The following is a 24,426-nucleotide window of genomic DNA, read 5'->3' on the forward strand; positions in this document are numbered from 1 at the left end:
GCATCGGCCATGGACGCCCGGACGTCGCAAGCGACACAGACGTCGCAACCGACCCATCAGACCCATCAGCCGCCCGCGCGAGGCTGGCGCCCCGAGCGCTGCGACCGCGTCGCGCTGGTGCTGCAAGGCGGCGGCGCGCTCGGCGCCTACCAGGCCGGCGTCTACCAGGCGCTGCACGAGGCCGGCATCGAGCCCGACTGGGTCTGCGGCGTCTCGATCGGCGCGATCAACTCCTCCATCATTGCCGGCAACAAGCCGGAGAAGCGGCTCGAAGCGTTGCGCATCTTCTGGGAGCGTATCACCAACCGCAAGATCTGGCACTACACGCCCGACGGCGACATCTTCCGCCAATGGCGCAATCTCTACAGCTCCTGGATGACGTCCGCGATGGGCCAGCCGGGCTTCTTCACCCCGCACCAGGTCAATCCCTGGCTCAGCCCCGTCGGCGCCCGGACCGCGACGAGCTATTACGACACGGCGGCGCTCAAGGCGACCCTGCTCGAGCTCGTCGATTTCGACCTCATCAACGAGAAGAAGGTCCGCTTCGCGGTCGGCGCTGTGAACGTGCTCTCCGGCAACTTCATCTATTTCGACAACGCCCATGACGACATCGAGCCGGAGCACATCATGGCCTCGGGCGCCCTGCCCCCGGCGCTGCCGATGGTGCGGATCGGCACCGATCATTTCTGGGACGGCGGCATCGTCTCCAACACGCCGCTCCAGCATCTGCTCGACCAGGAGGATGCGCTCAATTCGCTGGTGTTCCAGGTCGACCTGTTCAGCGCGCGTGGCGTGCTGCCGCGCTCGATCCAGGACGTGATGGCCCGCCACAAGGACATCATGTATTCCTCGCGCACCCGCCACAACACCGACGTCTATCGCCGCAGCCACAATCTCAAGGTCCTGCTCTACAAGGCGCTGACGAAGATCCCGGACGAGCAGCTGTCCGACGAGGACCGACAGCTCAAGGCCAGCCTGCGCAACATGCCGGAGATCGCGATCCTGCATCTGATCTACCAGCAGAAGGCCTATGAGGGCGACGCCAAGGACCACGAGTTCTCGGGCACCTCGATGCGCGAGCACTGGACCTCAGGCTACGAGGACACCAAGCGCACGCTGAAGCGGCGCGACTGGATCAAGATGCCCGAGGAAGGCATGGGGCTCGTGGTGCACGACGTGCACCGGGAGACGGAGAGCGCGTAAGCGATGCGACGCGGGGCCAAAGCAATCGCCTTTTGCTCGATGTCGTCCCGGCGAAGGCCGGGACCCATACGCTCAGAGTGCAGCCATAGCGCAAACTGATAACTCCGAGTTTTCGCCAAACCACTTCCGTGGTTATGGGTCCCGGCCTTCGCTGGGACGACGGCCGGGAGCTAGTCCGCGCTGCCAATACAAAAATGCGAAAACAACCCCATGCACAGTAGCCGGGCGTGGCGGATCAATGTGACTTACGCTTTCCCGAAGAGAATTTGACTCGTCGGGCAAAACAGGGGCATGATGTCATCATTGCAAAATCGCACGATCGCTCCGCTCCGCGCTGACCGGCGACGTGGCCAGGCGACGCCCCGTACCATAATCTGCTTCAGGTTCTGCCTGAACTCCGGTTCCGCATCACCTGACGCTTAAGCGGTTTTGCTTCAATTGACCTCGGGTCCCGCGGCGCCGAGCTAGACTGCGAGCGCGCGACGACGCTCCAGCACCACGCAAAGACATCCATGGAGATCATGATGCTCAAAGTTGTCCAGGCCTTCGACCGCAAGGAGATCACCGAGCTCGCCAGTGACGACGCCGCCGCGCTGGAGGCCAAGTTCGAGACCGCACGAAAACTGCTCGCGGACCGGAAGGCCTGGCTGAAGCCGCATCAGCGCATCGCCATTCTCCACAAGCTCGCTGATCTCGTTGCCGAGAAGCGACAGGACTTTGGCATTCTGATCGCACGAGAGGGCGGAAAGCCGCTGACGGACGCGTTGATCGAGACGGACCGGGCGATCGACGGCATCCGCTCGGCGGCGGATTTTCTGCGAACCCGCGGCGGGGTCGAGATCCCGATGGGCCTCACGCCTGCGAGCGACGGCCGGCGGGCATGGACGATCAAGGAACCCATCGGCATCGTTGCGGCAATCTCAGCCTTCAATCATCCCCTCAACCTGATCGTTCACCAGCTCGCGCCAGCGATCGCGACCGGTTGCCCGGTGATCGTCAAGCCCGCGGGCACAACGCCCCTATGCTGCGTCGAACTGGTGAAGCTCATTCACAAGGCCGGCATGCCGGAAGGCTGGGTTCAGACGTTTCTGCCGGAGGATCACAGCCTTCCGGAAAAATTTGCGACGGACCCGCGCGTCGCCTTCCTGAGCTTCATCGGTTCGGCGCGCGTCGGCTGGCATCTGCGATCAGTCATCACCCCCGGCGCGCGCTGCGCGCTCGAGCACGGCGGTGTCGCTCCCCTCATCATCGACCGCAGCGCCGACCTCGACAAAATCGTCGAGCCGATCGTCAAGGGTGGGTATTACCACGCCGGGCAAGTCTGCGTGTCGGTCCAGCGCATCTATGTTCACTCTTCGCTTCAGAAGGAATTCATCGACAGGATGGCGGCGCGGGTCGAGGCGCTCAGGGTGGGAGATCCGACGCTCCCCGAGACCGAGGTCGGACCGTTGATTACGCCGCAAGAGGCCAACCGGGTCGAAGGCTGGATTGCCGAAGCAACATCGGCCGGGACACGCCAGATCGGCGGCGGACGGCTGAGCGAGACCACGCTCAAGCCGTCGATCCTGATTTCGCCACCGCGTGATGCAAAAGTTTCGACGCTCGAGGTGTTCGGCCCGGTGACCTGCATCTACCCCTTCGAGCACATCGACGATGCGATCAACGAGGCCAACTCGCTTCCCGTCTCGTTCCAGTCCGCCATCTTCACGCGCGATCTCGCGGTTGCACTCGATGCGGCGGAACGCCTCGACGCCGCGGCAGTGATGATCAACGACCATACCGCTTTCCGCACCGACTGGATGCCTTTCGCCGGCCGCCGCGTCTCAGGACATGGCGTCGGCGGTATTCCCTACACGATGCATGAGATGACGGCCGAGAAGATGATCGTGTTCAAGTAGATGCCGGGATCGGCATCAATGCATCGTGCCGCAAATGTTCGACAAGGTCGGCGGCGTCGCGGCCGCGCGGAACTCCAACGCGGACAGCTCCGCATCACATATCGTTTATCGTAGTGTTACATAGCGTGTCTTATTGTGTCTCCGCGAGAGTCCAGCACGTAGCTTAATCGGCCGTATCGACACCCTCTGACGTCCACGCGTCAGGGGCTGGTTTGCTATGGCCTCGTTTTTAATGCGGAGGAAACGGTGAACAGATTTCTGAATCACACTTCGTCATTGCACAATCGGCTATTCGGAGTGGCAGCGATGGCTGCGACGGTGCTCTGGCTGACGCCGGCGAGCGCCGAGGAGCACGAGCGCAAATCCTGCCAGCTCGGATCGCCCGGTCACGAGGTAAAGCACGTCATCTACATCCAGTTCGACAACGTGCACCTCACGCGCGACAACCCCAACGTTCCGTCCGATCTGGAGCAGATGCCGCACCTCTACAATTTCCTGAAGGACAACGGCACGCTCCTGAACAAGCACTACACCGTGCTGATCTCGCATACGACCGCCGGCATCACGAGCTCCTTGACCGGCCTCTATCCCGACCGGATGGGGCTCACGGTCACCAACTCCTATGACTATTACAATCCCGCCACCGGCGTTCCGACCTTCACGTCGGCATTCAAATATTGGACCGCTCCGGTTGCCGCGCCGATCGATTCCCGCCCGAACATGATCACGACCGGCGGCAAGAACACGCCCGCCCCGTGGGTGACCTACACAAGGGCCGGCTGCGACGTCGGCTACGTTCCGACCGCGAACGCCGTGCTCGAGAACGCTGTGGCCGGCGCGTTCAAGGCCGGTCCGACCGATCTCTTTTCCGCGGCCAACGCCGGCGATACCCAGATCGACCTGTTCAGCAACAAGGGCTTCAACGTCGGGGATACGATCGTCATCGATCAGGGCGCCAATCAGGAAACCGCCAAAATCGACCATTTTTCCGGTTTCTTTACGGTCCTGACGAGCCCGCTGACCAAGAGCCATGCGCAGAATGTGAGCGTCTGGGAACCGGCCGCGGATCCGATTGACCGCACCGGGGACATCACGACGATCTTCGGCGCCAATTCGTCTGAGTGGCTCGACGCGCTCGACTCGCAGGAAGCGCCATTCGGCTCGGCCGCGGCGGCGAAGGCGACGACGGACTTCGTCGGCATTGCAGTGCATTGCGGCAACGGCAGGACAAGCCTCTGCGCAAGCACCTCCACCGCGCGGCCCGACCTGCTGCCGGATGAGCCGGGCGGGTACCAGAATTTCCGTGCTCTGTTCGGGGCGAAGTACGTCAACCCGGCGATCACGCACGGCTCGCCGTCGGTGAATGACATCAACGGCGCGCCGATTACCGACCAGTTCGGGCATCCGGGCTTCCCGGGCTTCGATTCGATGTCGGCGGCGGTCACCCTGGGCTATGTGGCCCAAATGCAGGAGGCCGGCATTCCCGTCACCTACGCCTACATCTCCGACCTCCACGACAACCACGCCGGCGGCGGTGCCTACGGACCCGGCGAGGCCGACTATGTCGCGGCGCTGAAGAGCTATGACGACGCGTTCGCGAAATTCTTCGCCCGGCTCGCCACGGCCGGCATCAACAAGAACAACACCCTGTTTATCGTCACGGCGGACGAGAACGATCATTTCGCCGGCCAGCAGGCGCAAAATTGCAACGGCGTGACGACCGCGTGCGTCTACAACGCGGCCTCGGGCAACCCGCGCCATGGCCGGTTCGATCTGACCAACAACGGCCAGGACGTCTCGACCTGGACCGGGCCGTCGACATGGCCGCCGGCCACGGCCAACGGACCGCTTGTCGGCGAGGTCGGCTACAACATGTCCTGGCTGATCGGCTCCAAGATCAATGGCACAGGCTACGACATCTCGTTCGACTCGGCGCCGAGCTTCTACATCTACGGCCAGCCGCAGGCGTTCGATGCCACCGGGCACGTTGTCGTCAACCCGGTCCTGCGCGCCTTCGAGAAGGCAGCGGCGGGCCTGAAGGCGTTCGATCCCTATGTCGATGCCACGCAGCTGACGCCGGTCGCGAACTACCTCGTGGACGGGCCGACGCTGAAGGCGCTGCACATGATCAACGCCGATCCGCAGCGGACCATGTCGTTCACGATGTTCTCAAAGCCGGACTATTACTTCCAGACGTTCAGCCCCTGCCCGGGAAAGAGTCAGGGCTGCTTGAACGACGCCTTTGCCTGGATCCACGGCGACTATTCGAACGATATCGGTCAGACCTGGCTTGGAATGGCCGGCCCCGGCGTGAAGAACGGCGCGATCGACGACACGACCTGGACCGATCACACCGACATCGTCCCGACAGTGAACACCCTGCTCGGGCTGAAGCCGGACTATCAGGCGGACGGACGCGTAATCGCGCAGATCCTCCATCCGTCGGTAGCCAGGGGCCGGGATGGCGAGGCGCATACGCGACTGGGTGACCTCTACAAGCAACTCAATGCACCCTACGGCGCGTTCGCCCACGCGCTGATTGTCGCCTCGACAGCGGCAATCAAGGCCGACGATGCGACCTACCTGTCCGTCGAGCTGAAGATCCAGGCGTTGACCACGCAGCGCGACGCGCTTGCACAGCAGATGAAGGACGTGCTCGACCCGCAACCGGTCGGGGAAGGCCGCGACGAGCGCGACGAAGCCCGCTTCGGCCCCAACGGCCACTCCGTGCAGCTGATCGGCGAAGGTTTCAAACTGCTCGCTGCGGCGCAGTCGCTCGCCGGTCTGTAAGCACCAACGCGGCAGAAAGGGCTCGAACTCGCAGCACGCGCGGAGTTCGAGCCCTTGATTTTGCAGCCATCGCACCAACGCGCTTCAACGTATGTGGCGCGTCCAGGGTTTCACGGAGCCCAGCCCGCAACGAAGAAACTATACGGACCTAAAGCGCGATGAGATCGGGATGAATCATCATCGCGCTTTAGGTTGTTGTTTGAGCATGATCTTTTCGGAAAACCGCTTCGCACTTTTCCGGATCATGCTTTAGCAGCTCTTCTGCTGCAAATGCTGGATGCAGGTACAGCCCGTCGTCGCCGGGTACTTCACGTCGTAATAAGGAAAGCTCGACGTGGTCGGGCTGTTGGTCGAGCAGCGCGGAAACAGGTAATAGCTGTCGGACAGGGTGACGCTGCCGGCGATCGTGTAGCCGAGATTGGGCGTGTAGACATAGGACACCTCGCTCAGGATGAGCGAGATGTTGGCATTGTTGGAGCTGTTCGTGCCGGTCGCGGTGAAAGCCGACAAGGTCATCGCCTGCCCCACGGGCCTTGCGCCGGTCGAGCTGGTCGACTTGCTCCATTGGACCGTCGCATTGCCGTTGGCGTCGGTGGAAACCTCGGAGACCGTGATCGTCATCAGTGAGGCTCCGCCACTGGCGGTGATGGGATAGGGAGCCATGATGGCCGTCGCCGCCCCAAGGATCCCGGTCATCTGCGATGCCGTGACCTGCGTGTTTTGCGAGATCATGTCGGCGACACTGTGCGCGGTCGCGCTGACCTTGACGTTCATGGCCATGCCGTTGCCGAGCTCGACGCCGCCGACATAGAGCACCAGCATGAACGGGGTCACGATGGCGAACTCGGTTGCCGCAACGCCGCGAACGTCGGTCCACAGGTTCCGTGCGCGAAACGACAGGCCGGCAATCATCGCTAGCTCCCTGGCTCGTTCTGGAACGCGGCGGACGACATCATCAGCCGGTTGCCGTTGGACATATTCGAAAGATTGAAACCGAGCGGCCCGAGCATGACCGGCCACACATACATCACCCGGAGCACGACGATGTCGCCGGCATTCCCGGCATTGTACGACCAGGCGTTGGTGACGGCCCCGCTGCTGTCGAAAGTCAGGGTGGGCATGGCCGTATTGGTCGACGACCAGGAGCTGGCGACCTGCATGTCGACCATGATGCCGCTGCAGTTGAACAGGATCTTGATCTGGTTGCAGACCGCTTGCTGGAATTGCGCCTGCGACATCTGCGCAGACTGGACCTGCCCCGTCATAACCAGGCGCGACGATTGAAGCACAATGGATTCGAGCAGCTGTTGGGCGAAGAAGACGAGAAACGTCTGGATCAGTGCGATCAGGAGCGCGAGGAACGGCGCGCCAACGAGCGCGAACTCCACTGCCGTGGCGCCCTTGCTGTCGCGCGCGAAAGCGCCGCATCGGCTGCGGCGTCGTTTCGTTGTTGTGACGGGTTCGGTCATGGCGCCTTCTCTACTGCACGAGGCTGGCCGTGCTGGACGCGACCTTGATGAAGAGGTTGGTCAGCGCCGCAGAAATGTCGCCACCTGTCTGCACATTCGCATACAGGCCGGGCGACGCGCAGGATTGCAACCGCGTTGCGATCGTACCGGTAGACGAGGATGGATTGTTGAATTGCGCGATGCGGGTGTTGTACCAGCTCTCGGTCGGCAGTGGCAGATACTCGGTGTAGAGGACCGCGATGCGAATGCCGCGATTCTTGATGGTCGTGCAGACCGTCGTGTCGAGCGGTTGCTGACAGCGCAAGGTCGTGCTGTTGGCGGTCGGAAGCGCATAGGTGGCATTGGCGTCACAGCTGCCCCCCGTCTTCGGGATCAGCTTGTCGTCGACGCCGTCGGTGACGAGGAAGACCACCTCCTGGGGCGTATCGCCCTGCTGATTGGTGCCGGTGCCCGGCGCCGGCATCACGTTGTTGACGCCCGTCAGCCCGCCAGAGATATCCGTGCCGAAGTCGGTGGTGTAGGTGCAAGCGCCCTTGCTGTCGACAACGGGGCAGTTCTGATGGTCGACCGTCAGGAGCGAAATGTTGGAGATCTTCGTGCCGGCGGTGGTTGGCGTCGTCAGCGTCTGGACCGTATTCAGATTGTAGTCGAAGGTGTAGATCGCCGCCTTGTAGGTGGTGTTGTTGATCGCCGACATGCACTGCATGACGCCGCCCGACACACCCGACTGCGGACACGACCAGGGTCCGACCAGCAATTGCGTGACGGCGTTCTGCACGAGATCGATGCGCAGCGTGATGTTGTTGGCGCGCGCGACGGTCAGATTGTCCTTGTTCGAGGAGCTCGCGGCCTTGCCACCAGGATTGGCCTCATGACAGGCGAAGCCGCAATTCGCCGCGTAGGACGGCTGGCTCTTCGTCGCGGTGATCATGTTGTTGATGTCGGTCTGCGTCGCGGCAATCGCCATCGACGGAGAATCGTCCAGCAACAGGTAGAAGTTCATGTTGGGCGCGCTGGAGGCCTTCGCCGTCGCCGAACCGGTGACCTGCCAGGTCTGCCGGCCGAGAACGCTGGGGAAATTGTTGACGGACTGTGCGACATAGGAAACCGTGATGGTCCGCGACAGCCCGGAATCGGTGACGGTGATGGTCGGTGTCGGCGTCGTCGACAGGCCGGGCAGGTTCGCCTTCGCCGCAAAGACCGCCGCCGCGGTCGCCTGGACGACGGTGTCATCGGTCTGCGTCAGCATCGCCGGCCTCACGGCCGCGATCGCGGCCGCGTCGGCAGCCGCATTCAGCTGCTCCTGCCTGCGCTGGGCTACCGTGTAGTCGAGCGTCATGCCCAGCAGGAAGACGATCGGCACCATCATCAGCGCGAAGATGACGGCGACGTTGGCCTTCCGGTCTCCAGCGAAACGAAACATGACGCGGCCGAGCATGACCCTTAACCCTGATTGCCGTCGCTGCGGCGGAAAATGCATTCCAAAACGCTTGCGACCGGAGGAGTTTTCAGGATTTTTGGCCTCGGCCCCGCGCTCGTATTCGGCGGACTATGGAGATGGCCTTGTTAATCAACACTTACGGGCAACCGATAAACACGGACTGCAACGGATTGATGCGTTATATCGAGAGAGCATTATTAACGCGGCTTAAACGAATTCGTTGCGAATTGGCACGAGCGGAGGGCCTGCGGGGCAAGCAGTCCGCTACACGCTCGCAATGACGGTTAATGATTACGGCCTGATCGTCATGTTCTCCGGCGGCCCCGGCTTGCGTAGCGGCTCGGCCAGCCTTGCGAACTCGCACAGCAGCGAGCGCGTCTTGCGCGGGTCGATGATCTCCTCGACCCAGAATTTTTCGGCCGAGCGGAACGGCGAGCGCAGCTTGTTGAGGCGCTCCTCGATCTCCTTCAGCTTCCCTGCCTTGTCCTCGGCCGCGTCGATGTCGGCGCGGTAGGCGGCCTCGATGCCGCCTTCGAGCGGCAGCGAGCCCCAATAGGCCGACGGCCAGGCGTAGCGGATCGAGAAGCGGTCCGCCGGCTGATGCACGACGCCGGCGACACCGAAAGCGTTGCGCAGGATCACCGTACACCAGGGCACCGTGGTCTGGTTGACCGCAGCCATGGCGCGGACGCCGTGACGGATGGTCGCGGCTTTCTCGGCATCGAGGCCGATCATGAAGCCCGGGCAATCCATGAGATAGACGATCGGCAGATGGAAGGTCTCGGCGAAGTCGACCCAGCGCACCACCTTCTGACAGGCATCCGCCGTCCACGAGCCGCCATAATGAAAGCTGTCGCTGGCGAGCAGCATCACCGCCCGGCCCTCGAGCCGCGCCAGGCCCACGATGATCGGCTTGCCGAAATTGGCGGCGACCTCGAAGAACGAGCCCTTGTCGACGACCTGCTCGATGATCGGCCGCATCTTGTAGACCTGCTTGCGGTTGCGCGGCACCGCCTTCATCAGGGCTTCTTCGCTGCGCTCCGGATTGTCGGTGCAAGGCACGGTCGGCGGCAGCTCATAGACCGACGCCGGCAGATAGGACAGGAATCGCCGCGCGCAGGCGAAGGCCTCCTCCTCAGTGTCGACGGCATGATCGACCGCACCGGCGCGGGTCTGGATGTCGGCGCCGCCGAGCTCCTCCTTCGAGAGGTTCTGCCCCAGCGCCTTCACCACCGGTGGCCCCGCGACGAACATCGCGGACTTCCGCGTCATGATGGAGTAATGGCTGGCCGCAAGGCGCGCCGCACCAAGCCCCGCAACCGAGCCGAGGCCGAGTGCGACCACCGGCACGCGCGACAGATTCTCCGTCGTGAAGCGATACCAGCGGGTGCCGCCGATGCCGCCCGGCAGATTGGCCGCGCCCTTGGTCTCGATGGTCTTGACCGAGCCGCCGCCGCCGGAGCCTTCGATGATGCGGACGATGGGCAGGCGGAAATCGTGCGCCATCTCCTCCGCCATCAGCGGCTTTGCCGAGATCGAAGCATCCGCCGAACCACCGCGCACCGTAAAATCGTCGCCGACGACCACGACCGTGCGGCCATCGACGCGCGCGCGGCCGAACACGCAGTTCGCCGGCGTCACGTTCCTGAGCTCGCCCTTTGGATCGTACTCACCGACGCCGGAGACGGCACCGATCTCGTGAAAGCTGCCCTTGTCGATCAGCTTCCCGATGCGCTCCCGAACAGTCAGCCGGCCCTGGTCATGCTGTCGCTTGACCTTGTCAACGCCGCCCATCTCCCGCGCGAAGGCTTCGCGCCGGGCGAGCTCGTCGAGTTCCGGCTTCCAGTTCATTCACTCCCTCCGAATTGATCGGCTTGTTATTGTTATGCACGGCCATTGCGACCGGTTTGCGCGAGATACGGTTGTTGAAGACGTCGCCTTCGGCGCCTTCGACGAGGCTTGCGAGCGAGCGGCCGAGCCCGACCATCACTGGAGCGACTTCGGCATGCAAACGCTGCTCGTCATACATCGCCGCGAGAAGCCCGATGGTGATGACCACGAAGGTCTGGTACTGCGGCGACCAGATCGGCACCGCGAGGCCGTTGATGTGCGGGCTCCACAGGCCGCAGGCCGTGACATAGCCGCGCTCGCGCAGCGACTGCCGGTTGGCCTCGATGCGGGGCCGCAGGATTTTTGCAGCTTCGGGCGCTTCCCGTTCCATGTCGTTGATCAAGGCATCGCCGATCTCCGGCGACAACGCGGCCGTGTAGGCCGCGCCCGCGGCGGTGGATGCCATCGAGATGCGGCTGCCGGTGCCCTCATGCAGGCCGAGTGCGGCCGCCGAGCGCGCGAACTGGAGATAGACGAGGTGGAAGCGATCGGGCACGACGAAGCCGACCGTGCCCGGCACTTGCTCGGCCACTTCCTGGAGCCGCTGCCGGATCATGCTGCGCAGCTGCGCGCCCTTCATCATCGAGGCGCTCATCGCCACCGCGCTCGGGCCGATCCGATATTTTTGATCGCGCGGCAGATAGACCAGCTGGCCCATCCGCGTCAGCGTGTGCGTGAGTCGCGACACCGTCGAGCGCGGCAGGCCGCAGCGATTTGAAATCTCGAGATTGCCGAGTCGGGCCTCGTGGCCCTCGAAGCATCGCAACACGTCGAATGCGCGCGACACCACCTGGATGACATCACCCTCACCGGCTTCGCCAGCGAGCGCACCTTGCCTACTCAACCGCTCCGAACGTCGTCCCATGTTCCCTACCATATGTTCCGCTGTGCGGAATTAAATTCCACTTGCAGACGACGCTACCTCAGGCACTTTGCGACGACAACAAAAAGGCGATGGCATGCCAGAAATAAAGATCGTCACTGATCTCGTCGCCGAAGGCCAGGCGATCGCGATCGCTGAGTCTTGAGTGCGCTTACGCCGGACTCGTGGTTGCGCAATCTTCTTGTGGCCATCCTTCGGGACGCCCGCTTTGTGCGGGCTCCTCAGGATGAGGACGGAATGTGCGGCAGCAATTTGACAGGCACCGATGCCGCTTAGCCTCATCCTGAGGAGACCGCGAAGCGGTCGTCCCGAAGGACGAGGCGCGCTCCATTGCATATCACCGCGACAATGTGTCTGGCTGACTTTCACGCTGACTGTACGGCGTTGCCATGGCTGATTGCCGATGACATGATCTGTTCAAACAAAACTCTGTTTCAAACAAAGAATGAAAGTCTTCGCGGCAAACGCGAGGATCATCGGAGGGAAACATGCGTCGTGGGCTGCTCATGCTCGCGCCTGCCTTGGTTGCGGGCATTTCTTTTGCGTCTACACGCTATGCATTCGCCGAAGACATCAAGCTGCCGGCGACACTGACCTTCACCGCCTATGACACCGGCACCGCCGGCTTCAACATCGCAGTCGGCGTCGGCAAGATGATGAAGGACAAGTACAACACCGACGTGCGCGTGCTTCCCGCGGGCAACGACGTCGCGCGCCTCGCACCGCTGCGCGCCAAGCGCGCGGCGTCGTCTGCGATGGGATCCGGCACATACTTCGCGCAGGAGGGCGTGTTCGAGTTCGGCAGCAGGGAATGGGGACCGCAGCCGTTGCAGCTGATGCTCTCGAGCGTCGACTGCAATTGCGGCTCGCTTGGTGTTGCCGCCGATTCCGGCGTGAAGGAATTGAAGGACCTCAAGGGCAAGCGCGTCGGGTTCGTCGTCGGCTCGCCGGCGCTGAACCAGAATTCGCTCGCGGTGCTGGCTTTCGCCGGGCTGACGCAGAAGGACGTCAAGATCGTCGAGTTCGCAAGCTATGGCGCGATGTGGAAGGGGCTGATCAACAACGACACCGATGCCGCCTTCGGCACCACCATCACCGGTCCGGCCAAGGAAGCCGAGACCTCGCCGCGCGGCCTGATCTGGCCGCCGCTGCCGGCCAAGGACAAGGAGGGCTGGGCGCGGATGCAGAAGGTCGGCACGTTCTTCTTTCCGCAGCTTGCCACCTGCGGCGCCGGCATCACCCCGGAAAAACCGATCGAGCTTGCCAACTACCCCTACCCGATCTTCGTCGTTTACGCCTCGCAACCGGCTGACCAGGTCTATGCGATGACCAAGGCGATGATCGTGAACTACGATGCCTACAAGGATTCCGCGCCCGGCGCCGGCGGCCTGGCCTCCGACCGCCAGACCAAGAACTGGGTGGTGCCGGTGCATCCCGGCGCCGTGAAGGCGCTGAAGGAAGCCGGCCAATGGAGCGACGCGCAGGAGGCGCACAACAACAAGCTGATCAAGCGGCAGGAGGTGCTTGGCGCTGCCTGGGCTGACTACAACAAATCCGGTCCGCCGTCGGACGACAAGGCTTTCCTCGACGGCTGGATGAAGGCACGCGCGACGGCTCTGGCGAAAGCCGAGATGCCGAACGGGTTCGAGGATTAATTAGTTCACTGGCCGAGAGCAGCCCAGACGCGGGGTCGATCATGTCTGTTTCCGCAACCACCGACCCGCAAGACGAGGCCAAGCGGGTCGTGTTCGACGATCCGCATGGCGCTGCCGGCAACATGCAGGAGGCGGAGGTCACGCGCGTGCGCAGCTTACGCGGTGGCTGGCGCTGGACGCTGGTGGCGGCGACCGCGGCGACCATCCTGCTTTGCATCAACCAGCAATTCTCGCTGCGCTTCTTCGTCGGCTACACCCAGCTCAACACCGAGTATTTCTATCTCCTGATCGCGCTGATGCTGCCGTTCACCTTCCTGATCTTCCCGGGCACGGGGCGGGCGCCGCTCGACCGCATTCCCTGGTACGACCTCGTCTTCTTCGTCGTGACCTTTGCGGCCGCGCTGATGCTGATGTCGAACGTGCGCAAGGCGGCCGAAGCGGGCTGGGAATTCGGCGGCGCGCCGACCAGCGTGATCGCCGCCGGCCTCGTGATGTGGGTGATGCTGATGGAGGCGCTGCGCCGTACCGGCGGCTGGAGCCTCTTGCTGAGCGTGCTGCCCTTCACCGTCTACCCGCTGTTTGCGGAATCCGGCTGGCTCGGGCCGTTCCGCGGCACACAGTCGACGCTGGAGCAGGCGACCGCCTATCACGTGCTCTCGGGCGAGAGCCTGCTCGGCATTCCCATCCAGGCGTTTGCCGACACCGTGATCGGCTTCCTCGTGTTCGGCACTGCGCTGATGATGACGGGGGCCGGAAAGTTCTTCATCAACCTCGCCTTTGCGCTGTGCGGCACCTTCCGCGGCGGCGCGGCCAAGGTCTGCATCTTTGCCAGCGGCCTGCTCGGCATGATGTCGGGCTCGATCATCTCCAACGTGCTGACCGCCGGCACCATGACCATCCCGGTGATGAAGAAGAGCGGCTTTCGCGCCTCCTATGCCGGCGCGATCGAGGCCTGCGCCTCGACCGGCGCGGTGCTGGCGCCGCCGGTGATGGGCGCAACCGCATTCGTGATCGCGCAGTTCCTCAATGTCAGCTACGCCGAGGTCGCGGTCGCCGCGATCATTCCCGCCGCGCTCTATTATGCCGGGCTGTTCATGCAGGTCGACGCCTACGCGGCGCGCCACGGGTTGAAGGGGATTCCGCGCGCCGAGCTGCCGCGGATCATGGATACGATCAGGGACGGCTGGTATTACGTCTTCGTCATTGCGCTCCTGGTCGTGATGCTCTTGTACTTCAAGCGCGAGAGCCACGCGCCGTTCTATGCCACCGCGCTGCTGCTGGTGCTCAACCAGCTGTTCTCCAGGGACACGCGCTGGACGGTCGCGACGATCGGCAAATTCCTCGAGGTCAACGGCCGCACCTTCGTCGAGCTTGTCGGCATCCTCGCCGGCTGCGGCCTCCTGATCGGCGCGTTCTCGATGACCGGCGTGGTGTCGAGCCTCGCCAACGACCTCCTGACGCTCGCCGGCGACAATCCGTTCCTGCTGCTCGGCATGTGCGCCTTCACGAGCCTCATTCTCGGCCTCGGGCTGACGACCACGGCCTGCTACATCTTCCTCGCCATTTTGGTGGCGCCGGCGCTGGAGAAGCTCGGACTGAACAAGATGGCGGTGCACATGTTCATCTTCTATTGGGGCATGCTGTCGTCGATCACCCCGCCGGTCGCGATCGCCTCGTTCGCAGCCGCCGGCATCGCCGGCTCGCCGGCGATGAAGACGGGCTGGGAATCGATGTGGGTCGGCAGCATCATCTATTTCATCCCGTTCTTCTTCGTGCTCAATCCGGCGCTGGTGTTGCAAGGACCGAGCCCGTATCTGGCCGCCCTCGGGCTGATGGCGATGGCCGCGTTCGGCACGCTGTTCATCTGCGGCGGCATCCAGGGCTACCAGCCTTTCGTCGGCGATCTGCGCGGCGCCGGCGTGCTGGAATGGCCGATCCGCGTGCTGCTGGTGATCGGCGGATTCGTGGTGGCGACGCCCGGCGGCGGAATCATGCCGCTGTCACAAATGCAGGTGACTTTGCTGGGGCTCGCCATCCTGGCGCCGACGGCTTTGATCGCACTGCTGCTGGTCCGGCGGCAATCGCCGCTGGCGGACGGGTTGCGCGTGCCCTGATTGCGTTGCACAAGGAGGCGATGACATCGCCGCTCGCCTCTGCCTGGACCCGCTCGAAGCCGCCTCTGCTGCGGTTTCTCGACGCCTGCCTCAACGAATTCTCCGCCGAGACCTCCGGCGCTGTCGCCGATTACATCCCCGAACTGAGCAAGGCCGATCCTGCCCATTTTGGCATCAGCCTGGCGACGCTCGACGGCCATGTCTACGAGGTCGGCGACAGCCGGGTGCCCTTCACCATCCAGTCGATGTCGAAGCCGTTTGTTTTCGCGCTGGCGCTGGACCTGTTGGGCGCAAACAAGGTGGAAGCCGCGATCGGTGTCGAGCCGTCGGGCGATCCCTTCAACTCGATCCGGCTCAATTCCGACAACCATCCGTTCAACCCGATGGTCAATGCCGGCGCAATTGCCTGTACCGGGCTGATCCACGCGAGCAAGGGCGACGAAGCCTTCGAGCAGATCCGGCTTGCGCTCGGCCGTTTTGCGGGGCGCGATCTCGGCGTCGACGACGCCGTCTACACGTCGGAAAGCCAGACCGGCGACCGCAACCGCGCCATCGGCTACCTCTTGAAGACCAATGCGGTGATCTCGGACAATGTCGCAGCCGTGCTCGACGTCTATTTCCGGCAATGCGCCGTGCTGGTCACGGCGCGCGACATCGCGGTGATGGCGGCGACGCTTGCGAACCGCGGCGTCAACCCGGTCACCGGCGAGCAGGTGATGAGCGCCTACGCGATCTCGCGCACGCTGTCGGTGATGACGTCGTCGGGCATGTACGACTACGCCGGCGAATGGATTTACCGGATCGGCATCCCCGCAAAAAGCGGGGTCGGCGGCGGCATCCTGGCGGCGCTCCCCGCCCGTCTCGGGCTCGGCAGCTATTCGCCGAAGCTCGACAAGCACGGCAACAGCGTGCGCGGCATCAAGGTCTGCGAGGCGCTGTCCTCACATTACGATCTGCACATGCTCAACCGCAGCGACGACGCCCGCAACGCCGTCATCGCCGACTACGACATCGGCAAGAGCCCGTCCCGCCGCGTCCGCCGTCAACAAGAGCGCGATCTCCTCGCCGCCCATGAGCAGGAGGTGCGGATCATCGAGCTGGTCGGCACACTGTCGCTGTCCGCAGTCGACTACATCTCGCGCCGTCTTGCCGGGCGGCCGCGGCCGCAATTCGTGATCTTCGATCTGCACCGCGTGACCTCGACCACCCGCGCCGGCGCGCGGCTCGTGGCTGAAGCCTTCGAGGAGCTTGCGGCGCTCAACGTCACGGTGGTGCTGTCAGGCGTCCGGCGCGCGTCGAAGGAATGGAATACGCTGCGGGAATGGACCGCGGAGCTGAAGAACGTCCGCGACTTCTATCTGCTCGACACCGCGATCGAATGGGCGGAAGACCAGATCGTCTACCGCCATGGCGGCTCGATCGACTTTCACGAGACCACCGAGCTTGTCGAGCAGCCGCTGCTCGACGGATTGAGCGCCGGGGAGCTGACGGAGCTCGGTGCGATCTGCAGCATCAAAACCTATCAATCCGGCGAGAAGATTGTTTCGACTGGCGATGCTGCGGACGCCCTGTTCTTCCTGCGCAGCGGCGCCGTGCATGTCACGCTGCCGGACGGCGTGCGGCTGGCGACGCTGACCGCCGGCATGGCGTTCGGGGAAATGGCGCTGCTGGAACAGACACGCTCCGCCGACGTCTTCGCCGACATGGCGGCAACCGCCTACGAAATCCCGCTGAAGGATTTTGAAAATTTCCGCCAGCACCACCCGCGGGCCTCAGAGCGCATCATGCGCAATCTGGCAAAGCTGCTCGCGGACCGGCTGATCGTCGCCAACGCCAAGGTGGATATTTTGACATCGACGTAGGCTACGCAGAGCGGCTCGCCGCCTCGCTAATCCGACGTTTGATCTTGGCGGCGCTGGCCGTCAGCAATTCGGATGGCTGTTGGCCGGTCGCGGCGCACAGGCAGGCCCAGTAGTAGATGACATCGCCGAGCTCCTCGATGAGACCCGCCTTGTCCAGCCAGTCGTCGCGCAGCAGCTTCTTGATGTGGTCGGCAACCTCGCCGGATTCACCGGCGAGGCCAAGGCCGAGATAGGACAGCCGCTCGTTGGACGGATGCTCGTCGACTTTCGCAACGCTCGCGGCCCAGGCTGCATATTCATCGATCGTCATCGGCATCCCTCGCCGTTGTTGTCGGATCAGCCCACCACTTCCGTGACCGGCTGGAGATCGATCTCGAACGTCTCCAAGAACTTCGAGGTCATGATGTAGAAGCCGACCGAGAGCTGCAATTCCACCAATGCACCCGGCGTCAGCTTCGATGCGATCGCCCTGAAGGTCGCGTCCGTCGGCTTGTTCAGCCTCACGATCTCGTCGGTGAAGGCGAGCGCAGCGCGCTGCACCTCGCTGAAGCAGGACGCGGCCTGCCAGTTCGCGAGCGCCTCGTTCTGCTCGTCGGTGACGCCGACATTCTTGCCGATGCGCTTGTGCGCGACGATCTCATACGGCGCCTCGCACAAGATCCCGGTGCGGGTGATCGCGAGCTCGCGCACGACCGGATCGAGCTCGCCCTTGTGGCGGATGGCGCCGCCGAGGCGGCAATATTGCTCAAAATAGCTCGGCGAATGCGCCATCATGCGGAAAATGTTGGCGTGGCGGTTCTTGTCGAGGATTTCGCGGGTGCGGTCGGACGCATTGATTGGATCGCTGTAGAGGATGCGGGCCATCAGTCACCTTGGGTCTTGGTCTTGTTATGGTTTTCCAGGAGCCTCCAAGACTAATCGTGCGCCGACCCAAGAGCAACATCACCGCGCAACATCATCGCGTCATGGCCGGCACCGGGAATGGCGTGGAATCGGCGAAGCGCTTGACGATGTTGGTGATCAGCAGGGCCGCCACATTGTTGTAGCCGTCGATTGGGAGCGCGCCGATGAAGTTCATCGAGCCGACGGAAAACACCGCGCCGCCGTTTCCCGTCTCGAAGAAGGTCAGGTCGGAGCGGATAATGTCCTCACGCGAGGCCGGCCAGGTGTGGTCATAGCGTTCTTCGTTGACAGGCTGATAGGTCGGATCGGTCAGAACAGCGCGGCCGATGATGATGGCGTGATGCGGCGTGCCGAGGCGCGTGTCGGCGCGGTCGAGCTCGTGCCCGGCCGCGCCGCCGCCCATGAAGCCGCGCTCGCCGAGCTTGCTGCCGGGCCTGGCCAGATCCTCGATGCCGTCGCGCATGAAGGCGACGCGCGGATCGAGAATGCCGTCGAGGAAGGTATAGGGGAAACCCATGTATTCCCCTTGCGTGCTGAAGCCGACGCCGACCAGCGCCTGCGGCGGGCGGCCGAGCCGCCGCCACAGGCCGCCATAGGACCCGTCGAACGCATGATAGCTTTCGCCGGGCAGCGTTTCCCAGAGACGGATGCCGCTCTCTGCGCGGCGCAACTCGAACGCCCAGGTGCCCGTCCCATGCGGCACCACCTTCCAGTAGAAGCCGTTGCCGCCGAGATACATGAAGCGGCCACCATGGCCGATATAGGCGCCGAGCGCATCGAGCGTCTCGTGCGTATGATATTCCGGATGCTGGCCGGTCAGGACGACCGAATAGTTCGCCAAGAGATCGACACCTTCGGCGTGGACGTCGTGATCGGTGATGACCTCGAAGTCGATGCCCTTGCGGGTCAGGAGATCGGTGATCGCGCTGTCGGCGGAGATCCAGTAGAGCCCGGAACCGTAATCGCTGGGATCGACCAGATGAATCTGGTTGACGCGCTTGTCGATCAGCGGGCGGCGCATGGTCGACATCACCACGCCGCTGCCGTCTGAATGAAAATTGTAGGGCGAGACGCCGTATTCGGGATGCCCGTCCGGCGCCTGCGCCAGCGCGCCCCAGGCCAGCGACCGCTCCGTGATCAGGGCCTGCCGGCCCTTTTTCTGGTACTGGCTGTAGACCGTGTAGCTGAAGGTCGGCGCGAGGAAGGCCACCTTGGCCTGTGATCCCGGAACCCTGGCGCGGACATAAAAGACGATGTTGTCGTGCGCGCCATCCTTTTCGAGATGCAGCGCGTAGACGCCGCTCTGCCAGTCCTCCGGCACGGTGAAGGTCAGCGAGAGCTGCCAGCCGGCATCGCCGATGTCGTCGTCGTGGAAATGGATCGCGCCCCAGAGTTTTGGCTCTTCCGTCCAGCGATGCGTCATCCCGCCGGTCCAGCGCGAGCCGGTCATCGCCCGCGTCGGCAGATTGACGCAGGTGCCGTGCGCCCTGGCGGGCCCGATATCGGTCGCAATGTCGGTCGGGATGCCGATGGAGAAATCCCATTCGGCGATTGCAGGCGACGCCGCACCAGAGGCCTGCGACGCGATGAGGCCGTCGAGGCCAGCGCCCCCCTCGGTGATGCGCGGCCGCTCGATCTTGCCGTTGAAATGGTGGACCACACGCTGGCCTTCGCGTCCCGCCGCAATCGCGGCCGTACCCGTACCGGCCAACGCGGCGCGCGGCGCGCTCGTCGATTTGGTCGCACGCTCGTCGTGGTCGAGCCTGATCTTGCGCGGCGCCTGGGCGATCGACAAAACTCCGCTCGCCGGATCGAACAGGCAGGCGATGTCGTGCCAGCCCCGCTCGGTGAGCGCGATGCCGGTTTCGACCTCGACGGTTCCCTCGCCGGTCGCAAGGCGCGCGAAAGCGCCCCTTTCGCCGACGCCAAGCATGAGCGAGCCGCCCGCGCCCGCCCAGTTCAGCACGGCCTGCTTGCCCGCGGCGAGCAAGGTCGGCCACACCGTCGCGGCAAAGCCGACCGGGCCGCCCGGCAGCGCGAGCGCCGGCACATCGACCCAAGATCCCTTCGCGATGGTCTGCTCGATCCCGTCGTGCTGGCCCTCAAGATCCCACTTGACCGGAATCTCGCGATAGCCGGGTCCCCTTGGGTTCGGATCACCGCAGATCACGCGGGCGATCCGCGCCGAATAGCGGCCGCCGCCCTTGACGGCGATCATGAAGCTGATGTCGTCGCCCTGGCGCACGCTCCAGCGGTCGGCGTAGCCGGTGATCGCAAGCATCGACAATTCCCTTCAGGCCCGACGCACGTTCCAGAACAGGGGCAGGCCCTTGAGCATGCCGGTCAGGTTCTTCTTGTAGGCCGTCGGCTGGTAAAACACACCCAGAGGCACATAGGGAACATCGATAAAACACTGCTTCTGCATCTCGACGCCAATCCTGGACTGCGCGGCGGCATCGGGCGCGGCAAACCAGGCATCGCGCAACTGCTCGAGCTTCTCGCTCTTGGCCCAGCCGAAGGTCGCCTTGTCGCCGCTGCCGCGAATGAAATTGTGCGCAGACGGATTGAGTTGCGTGACGCCGGCGGAATAGGTGCAGAAGGCGCTGTATCCGCCCTTGTCCGGTGTATCTCGGTTGCCCATACGCCGCAGCATCGAGCCCCAGTCCATCACCGCATAGTCGAGATTGAAGCCGAGCTTGCGGAACAAATCGGCAGTGACCTCGCTCATCTGGCCGATCACAGGGAAATCGCCCGGCGCGATCAGGACCACTTTCTCGCCCTTGTAGCCGGCGTCCTTGATCGACTTGACGGCAGCAGCGATGTCCCGGGGACCGGTGAGCGCCTCTATGCCGGCATCGTTGGCCATGTTGCCGCCCGGCGCGAAGTAGCCGATCTTGTCCCGCCAGAGACTGGTGTCCTCTCCCGCGATCGCGGACATGAAATCCTTCTGGTTGATGGCGGAGAGCACGGCCCGGCGGATCGCCGGATTGTCGAACGGCGGCTGGGTGTGGTTGAAGCGCAGCACGCCGACATTGCCGATCGGATCGAGCAGCTCGACATTGAGCGCCTTGTTGGCTTTCAGCGTCGGCAAGAGATCAACGATAGGCTGATCCCACCAGTCGATCTCGCCCTGCTGAAGTGCCGCCGCAGCCGTTGCGGGATCCGGGATCACCTGCCACTCCACCCTGTCGAAATTGGCGATCTTCGGACCGGCAAGCTGGCTCGGCGTTCCCTCCGGGCGCGGCACGTAACCATCGAAGCGCGTGTAGACCAGACGTGCGCCCGGCACGTGCTGATCGGCCTGGAATTTGAACGGGCCGGACCCGATCAACTCCTTGACCGGCGTGACGCTGTCCGTCTGCGCAAGACGTTCCGGCATGATGAAGGCGACGATGGCGCCGACCTTGCCGAGCGCTTCCGGCAACAGCGGGAACGGCGCTTTCAGACGCCAGCGCACGGTCTTGTCATCCGGCGCCGAGAGCTCGTCCACCAGATTGAAGAGCGAATTGCCGAAGGCATCGCGCGAGGCCCAGCGCTTCAGGCTTGCCACCACGTCGCGTCCGCGCACGGGCTCGCCGTCGTGGAATTTCAAGCCGTCGCGCAATGTCATGGTCCATAGCTTGCCGTCGTTCTCGATCGTGTGGCCGGCGACCATCTGCGGCTGAACTTGGAATTTCTCGTCAACGCCGTAGAGCGTGTCCCAGATCAGGAAGCCGTGGTTGCGATTGACGAGCCCGGTGGTGATCATCGGATCGAGGATCGCCGCATCGGCCTGCGGCACGAAGCGCAGCACGCGCGAACCTTGCGCGCTGGCGAGCCGCGGCATCGCGAGGGTCGACCCCAAGGCGGCGCCGAGACCGGCGCCCAGTGTGGAACGAAGCAGGTCTCGACGGCGCATGCTATAGTCTCCTCAGGGGTTACGCAGGTAGACGGTTCTCGGTGAGCCTGGTCTCGACGCTGAGCAAGGTTCGCGCGAAAAGATCGAGCGCCTCGTCGACCCCGGCTTCGTCGATGATCAGCGGTGGGCAGAACCCGATGGTGTCGCCCATGGCGCGGATGATCAGGCCGTTGTCGATCGCGAGCGCGTCGAACATCGCGCCGACCTTCAGCGCGGGACCGAACGCTTGTCGTGTCGCAGGATCGGCGACCAGCTCGACGCCGATCATCAGACCCTCGCCGCGCACCTGACCCACGATGCGCGAGTCGCGCGCGATCTGGTCGAGCCCGGCGCGGAGCCGACCGCCCATGCGGCGGACATGCGGCACCACATCCATCTCGTGATAGATCTTCAGTGTTTCGAGCGCGATCGCAGCGCCAACCGGGTGGCCGGAATTGGTGAAGCCGTGGCCGAACAGTTCCCCGCCTTTGTTCATCTCGGCGAGCGCGTCCCGGATCGGACGTCCGAGCAACACGGCCGACATCGGGAAATAGGACGAGGTGATGCCCTTGGCGAGCGCCACCATGTCCGGTGTCATGCCGACCGTCTGGCAGCCGAACCAATTGCCGGTGCGGCCGAAACCGCAGACGACCTCATCGCCAAGCACAAGGATGTCGTGACGGCGCAGCACTGCCTCGATCTTGGCAAAGTAGCCCTTGGGCGGCACGACGATGCCGCCGCCGGCATTGATCGGCTCGGCGATGAAGCCTGCGATGGTGTCGGGTCCCTCGGCCATGATCAGCGCTTCGAGATCGGCGGCGAGGCGGTCGACGAAGGCGGCCTCGCTCTCGCCCGGAAAACTGCCGCGATAGGCATCCGGGCAATGCGTGTGCAGGAAGCCATCGAGCGGAAGGCCGAATTCGCGGTGCATGCGCGGCAGGCCGCACATCGACGCCGCAACGATGGTCGAGCCGTGGAAACCGCGATCGCGGGCGATGATCTTGCGCTTGCCGGGCCTGCCGCGGACGGCGTGATAGACCCAGGCGAGCTTCACCATCGTCTCGGTGGCCTCCGAGCCGGACGTGGCGAAATAGGCCTGTGCATCCGGGATCGGCGAGATCTCGACCAGCTTCTCGGCGAGGTCGACCGTGTTGTCGGGCGTCTTGTGATTGAAGCTGTGATAGAAGCCGAACTTGTCGTAGGCCGCCGCCGCTGCCGCTTTCAGCCTCTGCTCGGAAAAGCCGAGCGAGGTGCACCACAGTCCGGCCATCGCTTCCAGATAACGCTTGCCGCCTGCGTCGTAGACATGGACGCCCTCGCCGCGCGCCATGATCAACGGTCCGATTTCTGCATGACGCTGAGGGTTGGTTTGCGAATGCAGGTGGAATGCGATGTCGCGCGCCTCGGCTGAATTCAGTCGTCTGTCGGACACGTGCGGACGCTCCGTCTTCCTGTCCCGGAGGCCATATGAGGCACCGGGCACCCAGATTGGTCAGTCCAAATTGGTATGACCAATTTGCCTTTGGCGCTGCGGCTTGTCAAACTCAAAAAAAGAGCTGATGAGCATCGCAATGTTGCCAGATCCCTCAAAGCCCGAACGCAGCTTCGAGATCGTCGCCCGGCGCATCGCCGCAATGGTCCAGGCGAGCTACGGAATCGGCCAACGCCTGCCGGCCGAACGCGACCTCGCCAAAACCTTTGGCGTGTCGCGGCCGACGGTGCGCGAAGCCATCCTGTCGCTGGCGATGGCCGGGATGCTGAAGGTGCGCAGCAACAGCGGCGTTTACGTGATCAGCCGTCAGGAAGCCCCGGACGTGCATGCCCTCGAAGGTTTCGGACCGTTCGAGAACCTTGAGGCGCGCCAGCTCATCGAGCCGCAGATCGCGGCGATCGCCGCGCAACGCGGGTCGGAGATGAGCTTTGCGCAGCTCGCCGAAGCGCTCGCCATGATGCGCTGGGAACACGCGCAGGGACGCGAGGCCGACACGTCAGACCACCGGTTCCACGTGGTGCTGGCCGAAGCGACGGGGAACGGCACGCTGGTGTCGATTTGCGATTCCCTGTGGCGCGCGCAGACCGAGTCCGGCATCTGGCAGGAGATCCACAACCACATGCAGATGGAAGATTATCGTCCCACGTGGCTCCGGGATCACGAGGCCATCTTTGATGCCGTCCAGGCGCGGAACCCGCGCAAGGCGAGCAGTGCGATGACGCGCCACCTCAACAATATCAGGGATGCATTGATGGGGGCTTCGAATGCCAAATCGATGGCGATGACCAAGTCGTCCGCGACGTCTGCCAAGAAGATCCGGTGAGACTTTCTGCGATCGAGGAAAGCTTTCGCAAACTCTGCGCTGCGAGACCGCACCAGCAACATCATCGAGTCAAATTGCCGCCGCATTGCTGATCGACCTTGGCACAGTCGATATTCGCCGCGTGGG

The 24,426-nt window shown here is 63.7% G+C and carries 17 protein-coding genes; 7 read left to right on the top strand and 10 right to left on the bottom strand.

Annotation, left to right across the window (positions count from 1 at the left end):
- Window positions 1-9 precede the first annotated feature (9 nt).
- The 3 genes from IC761_RS21435 to IC761_RS21445 all read left to right on the top strand — a co-directional run bounded on the left by IC761_RS21435 (window position 10) and on the right by IC761_RS21445 (window position 5,891).
- A complete protein-coding gene (locus IC761_RS21435) occupies window positions 10-1,203 on the top strand; it encodes a patatin-like phospholipase family protein (protein WP_195798617.1) in 1,194 nt (397 codons plus the stop codon).
- A gap of 524 nt (window positions 1,204-1,727) precedes the next feature.
- Window positions 1,728-3,101, top strand: a complete 1,374-nt coding sequence (locus IC761_RS21440) for an aldehyde dehydrogenase family protein (RefSeq protein WP_195798618.1) — start codon at window positions 1,728-1,730, stop codon at window positions 3,099-3,101.
- A gap of 306 nt (window positions 3,102-3,407) precedes the next feature.
- Window positions 3,408-5,891: an alkaline phosphatase family protein gene (locus IC761_RS21445; RefSeq protein WP_195798619.1), complete on the top strand. Its 2,484-nt coding sequence runs from the start codon at window positions 3,408-3,410 to the stop codon at window positions 5,889-5,891.
- 249 nt (window positions 5,892-6,140) lie between these two features.
- Here the strand turns inward: IC761_RS21445 and IC761_RS21450 are convergent, their stop codons facing one another.
- From IC761_RS21450 to IC761_RS21470, 5 genes are all read right to left on the bottom strand, one after another.
- On the bottom strand, window positions 6,141-6,803 hold the full coding sequence (locus IC761_RS21450; protein WP_195798620.1) for a TadE/TadG family type IV pilus assembly protein: 663 nt from the start codon (window positions 6,801-6,803) through the stop codon (window positions 6,141-6,143).
- 2 nt (window positions 6,804-6,805) lie between these two features.
- Window positions 6,806-7,360 (bottom strand): TadE/TadG family type IV pilus assembly protein, encoded by a 555-nt coding sequence (locus IC761_RS21455; RefSeq protein WP_195798621.1) that lies wholly within the window; start codon window positions 7,358-7,360, stop codon window positions 6,806-6,808.
- 10 nt (window positions 7,361-7,370) lie between these two features.
- Window positions 7,371-8,798, bottom strand: coding sequence for a TadE/TadG family type IV pilus assembly protein (locus IC761_RS21460; protein ID WP_195798622.1), 1,428 nt, complete (start codon window positions 8,796-8,798; stop codon window positions 7,371-7,373).
- Window positions 8,799-9,092: 294 nt separating this feature from the next.
- Window positions 9,093-10,652, bottom strand: coding sequence for an acyl-CoA carboxylase subunit beta (locus IC761_RS21465; RefSeq protein ID WP_195798623.1), 1,560 nt, complete (start codon window positions 10,650-10,652; stop codon window positions 9,093-9,095).
- Window positions 10,582-11,556 carry an IclR family transcriptional regulator gene (locus IC761_RS21470; RefSeq protein ID WP_195798624.1) on the bottom strand — a complete coding sequence of 325 codons (975 nt, stop codon included), beginning with the start codon at window positions 11,554-11,556 and terminating at the stop codon, window positions 10,582-10,584. The genes IC761_RS21465 and IC761_RS21470 overlap by 71 nt, the downstream gene beginning before the upstream one ends.
- Window positions 11,557-12,062: 506 nt before the next feature.
- Here IC761_RS21470 and IC761_RS21475 point away from each other — a divergent pair.
- The 3 genes from IC761_RS21475 to glsA are packed head-to-tail and all read left to right on the top strand — an operon-like array spanning window position 12,063 to window position 17,205.
- On the top strand, window positions 12,063-13,229 hold the full coding sequence (locus IC761_RS21475; RefSeq protein WP_195798625.1) for a TAXI family TRAP transporter solute-binding subunit: 1,167 nt from the start codon (window positions 12,063-12,065) through the stop codon (window positions 13,227-13,229).
- 41 nt (window positions 13,230-13,270) lie between these two features.
- Window positions 13,271-15,343, top strand: a complete 2,073-nt coding sequence (locus IC761_RS21480; protein WP_195798626.1) for a TRAP transporter permease — start codon at window positions 13,271-13,273, stop codon at window positions 15,341-15,343.
- Between the two features lie 20 nt (window positions 15,344-15,363).
- Window positions 15,364-17,205 (top strand): glutaminase A, encoded by a 1,842-nt coding sequence (gene glsA, locus IC761_RS21485; RefSeq protein ID WP_195798627.1) that lies wholly within the window; start codon window positions 15,364-15,366, stop codon window positions 17,203-17,205.
- Between the two features lies 1 nt (window position 17,206).
- Here glsA and IC761_RS21490 read toward each other — a convergent pair whose 3' ends face one another.
- The 5 genes from IC761_RS21490 to IC761_RS21510 all read right to left on the bottom strand — a co-directional run bounded on the left by IC761_RS21490 (window position 17,207) and on the right by IC761_RS21510 (window position 23,417).
- On the bottom strand, window positions 17,207-17,515 hold the full coding sequence (locus IC761_RS21490) for a nucleoside triphosphate pyrophosphohydrolase family protein (RefSeq protein ID WP_195798628.1): 309 nt from the start codon (window positions 17,513-17,515) through the stop codon (window positions 17,207-17,209).
- 26 nt (window positions 17,516-17,541) lie between these two features.
- On the bottom strand, window positions 17,542-18,069 hold the full coding sequence (locus IC761_RS21495; RefSeq protein WP_195798629.1) for a carboxymuconolactone decarboxylase family protein: 528 nt from the start codon (window positions 18,067-18,069) through the stop codon (window positions 17,542-17,544).
- Between the two features lie 91 nt (window positions 18,070-18,160).
- Window positions 18,161-20,389, bottom strand: a complete 2,229-nt coding sequence (locus IC761_RS21500) for a N,N-dimethylformamidase beta subunit family domain-containing protein (RefSeq protein ID WP_195798630.1) — start codon at window positions 20,387-20,389, stop codon at window positions 18,161-18,163.
- A gap of 12 nt (window positions 20,390-20,401) precedes the next feature.
- A complete protein-coding gene (locus tag IC761_RS21505; protein ID WP_195798631.1) occupies window positions 20,402-22,006 on the bottom strand; it encodes an ABC transporter substrate-binding protein in 1,605 nt (534 codons plus the stop codon).
- A 19-nt stretch (window positions 22,007-22,025) separates the two neighbouring features.
- A complete protein-coding gene (locus tag IC761_RS21510; protein WP_195798632.1) occupies window positions 22,026-23,417 on the bottom strand; it encodes an aspartate aminotransferase family protein in 1,392 nt (463 codons plus the stop codon).
- 202 nt (window positions 23,418-23,619) lie between these two features.
- On the opposite strand from IC761_RS21510, the gene IC761_RS21515 reads away from it, so the two are divergent.
- On the top strand, window positions 23,620-24,300 hold the full coding sequence (locus IC761_RS21515; RefSeq protein ID WP_246791295.1) for a FadR/GntR family transcriptional regulator: 681 nt from the start codon (window positions 23,620-23,622) through the stop codon (window positions 24,298-24,300).
- Window positions 24,301-24,426 lie beyond the last annotated feature (126 nt).

The sequence above is a fragment of the Bradyrhizobium commune genome, from assembly GCF_015624505.1.
In the GTDB taxonomy this organism is placed as follows: Bacteria; Pseudomonadota; Alphaproteobacteria; order Rhizobiales; family Xanthobacteraceae; genus Bradyrhizobium; species Bradyrhizobium commune.